The organism is Moraxella sp. CTOTU47915 (genome assembly GCF_031986685.1).
GTDB lineage: Bacteria > Pseudomonadota > Gammaproteobacteria > Pseudomonadales > Moraxellaceae > Faucicola > Faucicola tetraodonis.
The window spans coordinates 156,910-169,409 of record NZ_DAMAAE010000002.1 but is presented as its reverse complement, the minus strand read 5'-3'; the positions used below and the strand labels follow the sequence as shown (position 1 = coordinate 169,409).

The 12,500-nt window shown below is 43.9% G+C and carries 10 protein-coding genes; 5 read left to right on the top strand and 5 right to left on the bottom strand.

Annotated elements, in window-relative coordinates; genetic code table 11:
* Positions 1–134: 134 nt before the first annotated feature.
* From RTL34_RS02940 to purF, 3 genes are all read left to right on the top strand, one after another.
* Positions 135–1,178: a quinone-dependent dihydroorotate dehydrogenase gene (locus RTL34_RS02940; protein WP_159676254.1), complete on the top strand. Its 1,044-nt coding sequence runs from the start codon at positions 135–137 to the stop codon at positions 1,176–1,178.
* Between the two features lie 24 nt (positions 1,179–1,202).
* A complete protein-coding gene (locus RTL34_RS02935; protein ID WP_312114462.1) occupies positions 1,203–1,703 on the top strand; it encodes a CvpA family protein in 501 nt (166 codons plus the stop codon).
* Positions 1,704–1,840: 137 nt separating this feature from the next.
* A complete protein-coding gene (gene purF, locus RTL34_RS02930) occupies positions 1,841–3,376 on the top strand; it encodes an amidophosphoribosyltransferase (protein WP_060995018.1) in 1,536 nt (511 codons plus the stop codon).
* A gap of 38 nt (positions 3,377–3,414) precedes the next feature.
* On the opposite strand, the gene RTL34_RS02925 is transcribed toward purF, so the two are convergent.
* The 5 genes from RTL34_RS02925 to yajC form a co-directional block, all read right to left on the bottom strand.
* Positions 3,415–3,786, bottom strand: coding sequence for an AzlD domain-containing protein (locus RTL34_RS02925; RefSeq protein ID WP_312114460.1), 372 nt, complete (start codon positions 3,784–3,786; stop codon positions 3,415–3,417).
* A 61-nt stretch (positions 3,787–3,847) separates the two neighbouring features.
* On the bottom strand, positions 3,848–4,555 hold the full coding sequence (locus RTL34_RS02920; protein WP_312114458.1) for an AzlC family ABC transporter permease: 708 nt from the start codon (positions 4,553–4,555) through the stop codon (positions 3,848–3,850).
* Positions 4,556–4,625: 70 nt separating this feature from the next.
* Complete coding sequence (secF, locus tag RTL34_RS02915) at positions 4,626–5,774, bottom strand: protein translocase subunit SecF (RefSeq protein ID WP_312114577.1); 1,149 nt, start codon at positions 5,772–5,774, stop codon at positions 4,626–4,628.
* A gap of 116 nt (positions 5,775–5,890) precedes the next feature.
* Entirely contained in the window at positions 5,891–7,786 is a 1,896-nt protein-coding gene (gene secD, locus RTL34_RS02910) for a protein translocase subunit SecD (RefSeq protein WP_312114457.1), read from the bottom strand.
* A gap of 169 nt (positions 7,787–7,955) precedes the next feature.
* The gene (gene yajC / locus RTL34_RS02905) at positions 7,956–8,300 is read right to left on the bottom strand and encodes a preprotein translocase subunit YajC (protein ID WP_081454568.1); all 345 of its coding nucleotides are present in this window, start codon (positions 8,298–8,300) and stop codon (positions 7,956–7,958) included.
* A gap of 345 nt (positions 8,301–8,645) precedes the next feature.
* Between yajC and RTL34_RS02900 the strand changes: the two genes are divergently transcribed.
* Together RTL34_RS02900 and RTL34_RS02895 are read left to right on the top strand one after the other, a co-directional pair.
* Entirely contained in the window at positions 8,646–9,155 is a 510-nt protein-coding gene (locus RTL34_RS02900; RefSeq protein ID WP_312114455.1) for a hypothetical protein, read from the top strand.
* 227 nt (positions 9,156–9,382) lie between these two features.
* On the top strand, positions 9,383–12,439 hold the full coding sequence (locus tag RTL34_RS02895; protein WP_312114453.1) for a LysM peptidoglycan-binding domain-containing protein: 3,057 nt from the start codon (positions 9,383–9,385) through the stop codon (positions 12,437–12,439).
* The last annotated feature ends 61 nt before the right edge of the window (positions 12,440–12,500 follow it).

The window sequence follows — 12,500 nt, the reverse complement described above, 5'->3', positions numbered from 1 at the left end:
TTCTGATTTTGACGAGATAGTCATCACACAGCGCGTTAACGGGTGCTATCTCTCAAGCTAAATAGGTTAGTTCTGCTTGTATAAAGGGCAGAGTCAATTAGATTCACCCATGCAATGTGAGTGCTTATTCAACTATGTATGCCTTTCTTCGTCCTTTCTTATTTAACACCGATCCTGAAAAAGCTCACGAAATCACGTTATCGTTACTCGAAAAATCGCAAAAATTTGGGATGCTCGGGTTTTTGTATGGTAAACAAGAACTGACGACAGAGTGTATGGGTTTGACCTTTACCAATCCGGTAGGTTTGGCAGCTGGGCTTGATAAAAACGGCGAATATATCGATGCGTTAGCGGCGTTGGGTTTTGGCTACATCGAAATTGGTACGATTACCCCAAAACCACAGCCTGGCAACGACAAACCCCGTCTATTTCGTATCAAAGAAGCCCATGCCATTATCAATCGCATGGGATTTAATAATAAAGGCGTCGATTATCTCATCGAGCAAGTTAAGCGTGCAAAATATCAAGGCATTTTGGGTATTAATATTGGCAAAAATGCCAGCACGCCGGTTGAAAATGCCCTAGATGACTATATTTATTGTCTAGAGCGAGTGTATCCTTACGCGTCTTATATTACGGTGAATATCTCCTCTCCCAATACCAAAAACCTGCGTGACTTGCAAAGTGGTGATGCGCTCACGGCGCTGCTTGATGGTATCAAATCACGTCACAGCCAACTCGCTAGCCAACATCAGTATTATGTACCATTGGTGCTGAAAGTTGCCCCAGATTTGGAAGAAGATCAAATTGATTATATTGCCAAAGAATTGGTGCGTTTTGATATTGATGGGTTGATTACCACCAATACCACCTTAAGCCGTAACGGGGTAGAAGATTACAAAACCAGTCAAGAAGCAGGCGGGCTATCAGGTCGACCACTCAGTCACCGTAGTACCCAAGTTCTTGAGCAGTTTGCCGAACGCTTACCGAGCTCAGTTGCACTTATTGGCGTAGGCGGCATTGACAATGGTCAACGTGCGGTTAAAAAGATTGAAGCAGGTGCGGATTTGATTCAGCTCTATAGTGGTTTGATTTATGAAGGGCCAGAGCTCATTCAAACCTGTGTTGAAGCTATTGACGGTTATCGTCTAAGCCAACATTCACCCGCTCATTTGTAAATCCCATGATACGAGCTTGACCCGATGACTTTGTTAGATATGGTAGTGTTGTTTGTATTGTTTATGGGGTTGTGGCAGGGATTTAATAATGGCTTGATGCGCTCACTGGTGGGCATGTTTGGTTGGCTATTGGCACTGCTGCTAGCCAGTTATTTGGCAAAACCTTTAGCGCCGTTTTTTGTGTCATTCACTGGCTCAACTGGCCTTAGTATCATTGCGGCATTCTTGGCAATTGGCTTATTTGTCATCGTGGGACTGCAAATCGTATTATGGGTGATGAGTAAAACCTTGCAGGGGCTTAGACTGAGTATCGTAGATAAATTGGCGGGCGCGGGGTTTGGCTTGGTCAAAAATTTGGTCATTGTGTTGATGTTGCTGAGTTTATTGGCGCCTTTTGTCGGTCAACGTGACTTTTGGCAGCAGTCTAAATTTGCCAAGGCGCTACTGCCACCTTTTGCCACACAAATCACCCAACAGCTTGCTACCACGCTCGGTAAAACCGCTGTCGATAAAATGGGTCAATAGCAGGGCAAATGGGTCAATAGCATTGGTAAGTTTGACTGACGGCTAAAGTATTGTAATTGTCAGCCGGCAAAAAAGGTAGTTTCATTCAATTTTCATCAGGTCTCATAGCCATCCGTGAAAAATCAAAGGGGTAAAATATGTGTGGAGTTGTCGGTATAGCCGCTCACAGTGAGGTTAATCAAATGCTATACGATGCGCTGACTATGCTGCAGCATCGTGGGCAAGATGCTGCGGGTATTGTGACATGTCAAGATGGCCGTCTGTTTTTGCGTAAAGAAAATGGCATGGTGCGCGATGTGTTTATGACCCGTCATATGATGCGTCTTGTCGGTCATCAAGGCATCGGGCATGTACGCTACCCAACGGCTGGTACGTCTAGTAGTGCGGAAGCTCAGCCTTTTTATGTCAATTCGCCGTATGGTATTACCTTAGCGCATAATGGTAATTTGACCAACGCCGAAGAGATTGCCAAAGAACTGTTTATGGAAGATATGCGCCATATTAATACCGATTCTGATTCAGAAGTCTTGCTCAATGTGCTAGCGCATGAGATGCAAAAACTCGGTATCCAGCATCCAAGCCCCGATGATATTTTTGAAGCGATGACATCCGTCTACAAACGTATCGAAGGCGCGTATGCGGTAGTCGCTATGATTACAGGCTATGGTATTTTGGCATTTCGTGACCCCAATGGTATTCGTCCGCTGATTTTTGGTCAACGATTAGCGGAAAATGGCGGTTTTGAATATGTGGTGGCATCTGAGTCAGTTGCGTTAACCGCATTGGGTTTTGATATCGTTCGAGATGTGAAGCCTGGTGAAGCGATTTTTATTGATGAAAACAATAACTTCTTTAGTCGCCAATGTGTCGAAGCCAAAGAGTTTAGACCTTGTATTTTTGAATATGTCTATTTTGCCCGCCCAGATTCGATTATTGATAATATTTCTGTTTATAAAGCCCGTATGCGTATGGGCGAGTCGTTAGCGCAGAAGATCATCAAAGAATGGGGCGAAGATCACGGGATTGATGTGGTTATCCCTATTCCCGATACCTCACGTACTTCTGCGATGGAACTTGCCCAGCATCTAGGCGTAAAATACCGTGAAGGCTTTATGAAAAACCGTTATATCGGTCGCACCTTTATTATGCCAGGTCAACAGCAGCGCAAAAAATCGGTCCGTCAAAAATTAAGCGCGGTGCCTTTTGAATTTAGAAATAAAAACGTATTGTTGGTCGATGATTCAATTGTACGTGGCACGACTTGCCACGAGATTATCCAAATGGCACGTGACGCAGGCGCCAATAATGTGTATTTTGCCAGTGCCGCGCCACCGGTCAAATATCCCAATGTGTATGGTATTGACATGCCAGCGCGCAATGAGCTGATTGCCTCAGGTCATAGTGTGGAAGAAGTGTGTAAAATCATCGGCGCGGATCGTTTGATATTCCAAGATTTGGATGATTTGATTGAAGCGGTACAAGACAAACACAGCGATGCCAAAAAATTTGACTGTTCGGTATTTGATGGCAAATACATCGCTGGTGGTATTGATGAAGACTATTTGGATGAATTACAGCGTAAACGCAGTGATAAAGCCAAACAGAAAAAATCTGGTATACAAGACGTGGCTGATACGCCTGTGGATATCGTCGGGGTGCAAACCGAGGTATAAGTTATCCTTCATAAAAAAAGCCCAAGTTGGGCTTTTTTTTATGGGGATTGAAAACCTATCAGATTCAATCCCCATAAAAACCCATTAAGGCTAGCAATCCCCACCAGCATACTTAGCAGTAATTGCTTTTTCCAATGATAGCTGAGCAACACCACTAAAAGCGCCAATATCTCTGCCACAAGTAAGGGCGATAAGCCCAGACTCATATTCATAGGCTGCTGCCAATGCAATGAAGTTAAAATCAACAGCGTCATCACGGATAATGGCAATGCTTTATTCACCGCGAGCAACAAGGGCGCATCCAATAATCGCTTTGGCAAAATTATCGGGGTTAAGCGGGTGAGAAAAGTCACCAACGCCATGGCAAAAGTAGCGGCGATTAAATAAAAGTTATCAGGTGGTGTGTTCATAATATTCTAACGATTAATGGATAAATTTTTTGGCGGTTGAGCTGTCAGGTAGTTTGAACTATCAGAGAGCTTGCTCATGAGCAGATTTATTGCTCATAAAAAAGTGGATGATAATGAGTCCCAAACTCACGCAAATCGCTGATAGTAGCAACCAATCGGATATAAAATAAAATGCCGCTATAAATGCAATGATGGCGATGAATATGGGATAGTAAGCCTTGACCGCTTTAAACTGCTCGTAGGCTAAAATAGCAAATAAGCACACTAACGCAAAATCCAAATGAGGCACCCAATCATTGAGCCCTGCACCCAGCAAAATCCCCAATATGGTACCGATAACCCAATAACACTGATTGAGTAAACTCACAGGTAGTATCAGCCTTTGGCGTTCATTTTCATGAAGGGTGGTTAACACGGAAAAAGTTTCATCGGTTAACGCAAACAAGCAATAAAATCGACTGATAGGATTGGTTGGTAATTGTTTTAACAAAGGAATGGCATAAAAAGCATGGCGCAAATTTATCGCTAAAGTATTGCTGGCGATGGTTGAGATTCCAACCCCGCCCGCTAACAGCGTAATAGAAGCATATTGCGCCGCACCCGCATATAACACCACACTAGATAAAATCGCCGCCCATATAGGAAGTTTTGCTGCCACAAACAATACGCCAAAGGCAATCCCTGCAGGGATATAGCCCATTGCTACAGGAAAGCTTACTTTAAATGCCTGTTGCCATAACCCATTTTTCATTAATTCATTTGTCATCATTGCTATTCTTGTTTAAATTTTAGCCATAAAAATACCCTAGCAAGTAGGGTATTTTTGCCGCTTAAACCATTTATTGATTATCTACTACTTTGTTGTCATAGATAGGCGCATTGCGGTCTTCAAAAACCACTTCGTCCTCAACAAATTCTGGTTTGACTTCGACAATAAAGTCTTTGCGCGACATACCGAGCCACAGTGGAATCGCACTGGCAATATACACCGATGAGAAAGTACCTAAAATCAAGCCAATGAGCAATGCTACAGAGAACCAATGTAAGCTTTCGCCGCCAAGCAGCAGCATCGCGACCACCACCAGTAACACCGTTGAAATAGTCATAATGGTACGACGTAGCGTTTCAGTGAGCGATAAATTGACAATTTGCGCTGGGCTGGCACCACGGACACGGCGGAAATTCTCACGGATACGGTCAAAGACGACGATGGTATCGTTAATCGAATAACCAATCAATGATAACACCGCGGCAAGCACGGTCAAATCAAACGGCCATCCGAAAAGTGCGAAAATACCCACAGTGATAATACTATCGTGAAATAACGCCAACACCGCGCCTAAGGCTAATTTGGCTTGGAAGCGCACCATCACATAAATAAACATACACAGTAATGCCAGTGCCGTTGCCCCCAAGGAGCTGACATAAATCTCATTACCTACTTGACTGCCAACCACGTCAATATTCTTGATGGTGGCATTGTTGTTGGGTAAATCTAACGCAGTATCGAGCGAGTTTGATAACCCTTCGATTTGTTTTTGCGGTGGCAGGCGTACCAAAATTTCTTTGTTACTGCCCAAATATTGCACCACACTGTCATTGATTTTATGGCTTGATAAGGCTGACTGAACTTGGGCTTGTTGCACCGGTTGCTCATAAACAACCGTGGCTGACACACCGCCAGTAAAATCCAAGCCTAGATTTAAACCTTTGGTTAAAATAGCGACCAAACCCAGAATCGTTAAGATGGCGGATAATATGGCAAAAGGTTTAGATACCTTTAAAAAATCAATAATACGCCGACCGGCAAAGAATTTTTCACCGCCAAAATCCTCTGCCGAAAATTCAGCGCTGGTAGCGTTAGCCACCGCCAACCCAGCGGTTTGGGTTGCAGTGTCGGTAGGTTGAGCAGGCTGCTTGACTAAATTTTTATTCACCCCTTTACCATTACGGCGCGGCGTTTTGCGGTGCTGTTTATTTGATGCCATTTCATCACTACGACGTACGCCGAGCTCTGAGAGTTTTTGCTCGGGGTTGATGGGTTCTGAGCCGTCTAAACCGTCTAGATCCTCTAACTTGTCATCATTCATTATTTATTCGCTCCTTAACCAATACTTAGGCGTTTGACAGTTTTGCGGTAGCCATAAGCTAACTGTACCAGTGCACGCGTGACGGTCACTGAGGTGAAGATAGAGCTGGCAATACCAATGGCTAAGGTGACAGCAAAACCTTTAATCGGACCTGTACCAATCGCAAATAAAATAAATGCGACAATCAAGGTAGTCAGCTGTGCATCAAAAATACTGGTAAATGCGCGGTTAAAACCTGCCACAATCGCAGATTTTGGTCTGGCGCCGTTGGCAAGCTCTTCGCGGATGCGTTCAAATATCAGCACGTTGGCATCCACCGCCATCCCGATGGTTAACACGATACCTGCGATACCCGGCAAGGTTAGCGCAGAACCAATCAATGACATGATGGCTAAAATCATCATTAAGTTAAAAATTAACGCAATATTGGCAATCAAACCAAATAAACGATAAAAAATAATCATAAATAAGAACACGAGTAAGTAGCCGACTTGGGTAGAGAACATACCTTTTTGGATGTTATCTTGTCCCAATGATGGACCAATAGTACGTTCTTCAACAAAATACATGGGCGCCGCCAGTGCACCTGCACGAAGTAACAAAGCCAGCTCTGAAGCTTCTGCATTACTATCTAAGCCTGTGATTTGGAAAGTTGAGCCAAAGACGCCTTGAATGGTCGCTTGATTGATAATATGGCTTTCTGCGTAAGGTGTTCTGACTTCTTTATTTTGACCCGTCACTGGGTCTGGTTGGAAGGTGACACGCTGCTTATTTTCAATAAACAGTACCGCCATTTGTTTGCCCACCGATTTGGCTGTGGTGTTCTGCATCAAACGACCGCCTGCGTTATCCAGCGTGATATTGACTTGAGGGCGACCATTTTGATCCATCCCTGCTTGGGCATCCTGTACGTTTCGACCGGTCACCACAGCTTGACGTTCCAATAAGGTTTTTTGTGGGCTGTCGACTTCACCAAATGAGTAGGCTTCAGTGCCTGCAGGCAATACCCCAGATGGATTGGCTTGGAAGGTATTGTTTTGCTCAGAGACCATACGAAATTCGAGATTGGCGGTACGACCAATGACCCGTTTGGCTTCTGCGGTATCTTGCACCCCGGGTAATTCCACTACAATACGATTGGCACCTTGTGATTGCACCACGGCCTCAGCCACGCCTAGCTCATTAATACGGTTACGCAAAGTCGTCAAGTTTTGGGTGACCGCATCTTGAGAGATTTGTGAAATCGTCGACTGGGTCAAGGTCATGTTAATCGCTGGACCCCCCGCATTGATTAGTGGTTGTAATTCGTAATTTGTCCCAAAGCGACTACGTAACACATTCATGGCTTGATCACGCGCGGCATTATCGACAAAGTTTAACGTCAGATTATTTTGCCCTGCTTGTAAATTGGTCACGGCAATTTTTTGGTTGCGTAGCTCTGTACGGATATCTCGAGTTAAATTTTCCAAACGCTGAGAGACGGTTTTGCTCATATCGACTTCTAGTACAAACCGTACACCACCCCGCAAGTCCAACCCTAATTTAATAGGATTGCCGCCAATATTACGTAGCCATGCTGGCGTGGTTTGCGCCAAGTTTAGTGCCACCACGTAATTGTCGCCAAGCTTTTCTTTTAGCACTTGTTGTGCTTTAAGCTGCGTTTCAGTCGACTCATCACCAATTTTTAACAAAGCTGATTTACCATCAAAACTGTTGTTTTTGGTTGGGATGTTGGCGGCATTTAGGATGGTTTCCGCTTGCTTTAGCACGTCATTGGTCAATGTGGTACTAGCGGAAGCCCCCGTGATTTGAACGGCGGGCTTGTCTGGGTAAAGGTTTGGTAGGGCATACAGGGTGCTCAGTAGCAGCACAATGCCGATTAAAAAGTATTTCCAAGCAGGGTAGTGCATAATCTTGACTTCTTAAACTTGATTTTTTTAGGTAACTAGTTGTTCTACTAGGTCTATTAACCGTAGGGCTATTAACCGCGATCAACAAGGCAGTACAATATCATAATAGCCAGTTGGCAACTTTACAGAATGCTAGGTCGCCAACCTGACAGGTGAGCTGCATCAGCAATTATTTAAGACTATCAATGGTACCCACAGGCAATACCGAAATGATTGAGGCACGTTGTACCATCACCTCTTGGGTAGTATTTAATGCTACAACCGCATATTCACCTTGAAGTTTTTTGATTTTCCCCATCAAGCCACCGGCAAATACCACTTCATTGCCTTCTTTAATGGCATCAATCATTTGACGATGCTCTTTGTTACGACGGCTTTGTGGTCGGATAATAATGAAGTAAAAAATAGCAAAAAAAGCCAATGGCAATAGCATTTGCATGATGGTGGAAGCACCTGTGCCAGTAGGTGCTGCCGCCGCACCTTCCGCATGGGCAGATTGGATAAATGCTAAAATAGCGGTAAGTAGCATAGTTAAAATACCCTTCAATTGAGATTTAGTCATAAAACAGTGATAAAAACAACCTGTAATGATAACCGATTTAGCCAAATTAATAAATGATTAACCCTTGTTTGCTGAAATAATTCAGCGCTAGGAAGATGAACGGTGAGTAGAAAATCCAGCGATTTTGGAGGGTTTTGGATAATAAGGTCAAAAATTTTTATCGGAATTATTCACTATTTTATGCTTGATTATTAACAATGACGTAACAATAAAGTTAATGGTTATGCTATGCTTAGTTGTAACAAATTATTTCTTTTAGGGTCAAACAATTGGTGTTACCAATTGAAGGAAAATTTCATGACTATCACGTTAAATTTTCAACCGATTGATAAAATCCGAAAGCAGGTAAGGTCAAAACTATGGCTAGGCGTAGTCATCGCGACTTCGTTAACCGTCCCAACGCTGGCAAACGCTGAGATCACCCAGCGTGATATCGATAATTACGGTACTGCGATGGCATCTGCAGCAAATGCTAAGAGCATTTCGCGCGTTGCAAGCCTAGTGGCAGATGATGCCTTGATATCTGTGTCGCGTAAAGGAAAAACCACCACCTTAAATAAAAGCAATTATCTAAACCTCTTGCAAAACAACTGGTCAAAAGCAACGCGATATGGCTATGATATACAATTAAACAACGTGGTATCTAGCGGTAACCATGCCAAAGCAGATGCGATAACCACAGAAGTCATCGTCGAAAACAACGTCACGACACGTTTAGTAACAACTTCACGCATTACCTTTGCTGAAAGCGGTAACTCGGTGTTATTGTCTAGGGCGATTAGCCAACTTGTGATTGAAAAGCACTAATTTAGTGGTATTAAAAGTGGTGTTAAACAGGGTGGTGCAAAAGTTTTGTGCCACTTTTTTTATGGATTCTAGTATAATTTCAGCCAATATTTAATTTCACTGGCTTGAAATCACAGCCGTTTTTTTATTTATAATGTCAAATTTTAGCTTATATTCTTTCATAGTTTTACGCTATGGGATGGGTATATGTCCTACATCTAAATTGCAAAAAAGAGCTAGGAATTATCATGTTGCTTTCGATAAGCCATTCATCAAAAAAAACTATCAAACCGTTAAGTTTAGCTATTTCCTCTATTATTTTGGCAGCCTGTAGCAGTGCGCCAACCACCAGCACCACCAGTCCAGCCGGTAAACCTATGATTGGATCATCCAGTCACAGCAAAAGCACGGTGCGTAGCGCGCAAGAAAATGCCGCCCTACTGGATATGGATAGTTTGGATGAACTTGAAGGCTTACTTGAAGCCACCGACATGAGGATGGTAGAGAATAACGCTTTGTTGGTTCAGCGCTATGGTAATTTATGGGATAGGCTGCGCGTCAATTTTCGTATGAACTCAAATGTGTACGATCCGCGTATTGAAGCGCAGAAAAGTTGGTTTATTAGCCGCCAAGACTATCTAAACCGCTTAACAGCGCGTGCTAGCCGCTATTTATACTACACGGTGCGAGAAGCTGAGCGTCGCAATATTCCAACGGAACTGGCATTATTGCCTGTGATTGAAAGCTCTTATGACCCCAATGCCAATAGTAACGCGTCTGCTGCAGGGTTATGGCAGTTTATTCCAAGTACAGGTCGTATTTATGGGTTGAATCAAACCAGCACCTTTGATGGTCGACGCGATGTGATTGAGTCAACCCGTGCCGCTTATGACTTTTTGACGGCTTTGTATAACCAGTTTGGTAGTTGGGAGTTGGCATTGGCATCGTACAATGCCGGTCCAGGCCGTGTCCAATCCGCGATTAATTATAATGCAGCACGTGGTCTACCAACGGATTATTGGTCGCTCAAATTACCCACTGAAACGATGAACTATGTCCCTCGGTTTTTGGCAGTGGCGCAAATTGTCAAAAATCCGAGCACCTACAATGTGTATTTACCCGCAATTGCGAACCGTCAGCATTTTAGAAGTGTCCCTGCCAATGTTGGCGTGAGCTTGCACGAAATTAGCAGCCTGACAGGCGTAAGCTACGATGAACTGCGCGCCCTAAATCCTGCGTTGATTGCAGGTACGGTAGATATGTCGGGCCCAAGCCGTATTTTGATTCCCAATGATCTCAATCAATCAATTGACCGTAAAATCACCCAATTACGCGGTAATGGTTATATGAGTCAACAAGGTTATTTGGCAAACAATAGCTATGTCACGCCTAAAACTGTTACACCGACTTATAACACACCGACCACAAACTCTGGCAACCAAACCCGAAATACAACCACAAGTCAGGGTGATTCACTCAGTGCCGCCAAACAAGCCTATAGCAAAAAAGAAACAGTTAACTTGCCATCCTCTAGCAGCGATTTGGCGGCGATGGCAACTAGTATGGTTAAAAACCAAACCACGACTTATATCGCCCCCATTCCTAGTACACCAAGCATCCAAAGCCGCAATACAGTAATCAAAGAACCACCGATTACCGCCACTGAGCAAAAAATAGTGACCGCTGAAATGCAGTCTACCAATACATTACCAACCACTTCAGCCGTTGTTACTGCCAACAACACCGTGGTGCAAGAGCCGCCTTTATCCAATCAAGAGCGTAACTTGATTGCTAAAGAAATTGAAAAAACCGCACCACAAGTAGAGCAAGCGATTAACCCTACCGATGGTAATATCAAGCTCAATGCTATTCAGACTCAGCAATCTGTGCTAGAAGCCAAAGGCGAAACCAAAAAACTCAGTTACGAAGAACCGCCAGTGGTGTTGCCAAAAGAGGTCAAAATTACCCAAGCGTCGAGCTTAAATGGCAAAGTCCCAAGCACGGCGCAAGCGACCACGAGCAAATCCAATACCACCAGTGAAAGCAAAGCTGTCACAGTTAGCAAGCAAGCTGCCAAAAAACGTCCGAGCGGCACACGCAGCACCTATCAAGTCAAAGCTGGCGACACCTTGGCAAATATCGCCAGTCGCATGGGTGTAAATTGGCGAGATATCGCTGAATGGAACCAAATTGACCCAAATGCTGCCTTGCTAGCAGGTTCAACACTTTACTTATACAACGCCAAGCCTATCGAACCCAAAGTAGCAGAAGCGCCAAAACGTAAAGCCAATAGCTATATCGTGCAAGCGGGGGATACCTTGACAGGCATCGCCGACAAGTTTGATCTAAATGTCAGTGAGTTAGCAAAATTCAATAATTTACCAGTCACTTATCAAGTGCGTACCAACCAAAACTTGTGGTTAATTCCAGACAAAATGCCAGAGCCGCCAGTGGCACAGCCCGCAGCGCAAAAGCCTGCCCCTGCTAGAGCTGAAGTGCAACCGGTATCAAGTCGTTATACGGTTCAGACGGGTGATACCTTGTCGGGTATCGCTGATCGACTGTCCGTATCGCCCAAAGACATTGCCGATGTCAACGGTTTTAACACCAATTATCGTGTGCAAAAAGGACAAGTCATCATCGTGCCTGTCACAGTTGAAAAGGTCAAATATGCGCTAGCTGGCAAATCGATTAACTACACGGTACGTCCAGGTGATAGCTTAGGTAGCGTCGCCAATAACTTTGATTTAACGGTAGCAGACTTGGCCAAAGCCAATTATCTAAAACCGACTGCAAATTTAATTCAGGGGCAAAAACTGGTTATTCCTCAAGCAGGATTGGGTACGGTGGCTAGCGTGACAGCGACCCGCGAACCGATGAGCAAGCAGGACTCTGCAAAACCAGAGAGCAAAAAAGAAACAAAAAAAGAGACCAAAACAGCCAAAGATACCCAATCAGAGGATGATAACAAGCCAGCGTCAAAACCAGTAAGCAAATATAGCCGTGGTGATACGCAAAGCTACCAAGTAAAATCTGGTGATAGCCTGACAAACTTGAGTGCAAAATATGGCGTTTCCAAAAGCGAACTTGCCGCTTTAAATAACTTAAAAGGTAATGAGTCGTTATTGATTGGTCAAAACATCAAAATCCCGAAAACCACAACAACCTATAAAGTCAAAGCAGGCGAAGGCTTAATTTCTTTGGCAGGACGCTTTGGCATCAGCCCTAAAGAACTGGCTAGCTTAAATAACTTGTCACCAACGGCCTCGCTAAAAGTGGGTCAAATCATTACGGTGCCAAAATAGGTTAACTATAGTTTATAAAATAAGAAAACCACTATGTAAAAATAGTGGTTTTTTACTTAAG

What these genes read in the sequence shown, in the direction of transcription:
- RTL34_RS02940 (WP_159676254.1), top strand. Translation starts at nt 135, where the DNA reads ATGTATGCCTTTCTTCGTCCTTTCTTATTTAACACCGATCCTGAAAAA.
- RTL34_RS02935 (WP_312114462.1), top strand. Translation starts at nt 1,203, where the DNA reads ATGACTTTGTTAGATATGGTAGTGTTGTTTGTATTGTTTATGGGGTTG.
- purF (WP_060995018.1), top strand. Translation starts at nt 1,841, where the DNA reads ATGTGTGGAGTTGTCGGTATAGCCGCTCACAGTGAGGTTAATCAAATG.
- RTL34_RS02925 (WP_312114460.1), bottom strand. Translation starts at nt 3,786, where the DNA reads ATGAACACACCACCTGATAACTTTTATTTAATCGCCGCTACTTTTGCC.
- RTL34_RS02920 (WP_312114458.1), bottom strand. Translation starts at nt 4,555, where the DNA reads ATGATGACAAATGAATTAATGAAAAATGGGTTATGGCAACAGGCATTT.
- secF (WP_312114577.1), bottom strand. Translation starts at nt 5,774, where the DNA reads ATGGCATCAAATAAACAGCACCGCAAAACGCCGCGCCGTAATGGTAAA.
- secD (WP_312114457.1), bottom strand. Translation starts at nt 7,786, where the DNA reads ATGCACTACCCTGCTTGGAAATACTTTTTAATCGGCATTGTGCTGCTA.
- RTL34_RS02900 (WP_312114455.1), top strand. Translation starts at nt 8,646, where the DNA reads ATGACTATCACGTTAAATTTTCAACCGATTGATAAAATCCGAAAGCAG.
- RTL34_RS02895 (WP_312114453.1), top strand. Translation starts at nt 9,383, where the DNA reads ATGTTGCTTTCGATAAGCCATTCATCAAAAAAAACTATCAAACCGTTA.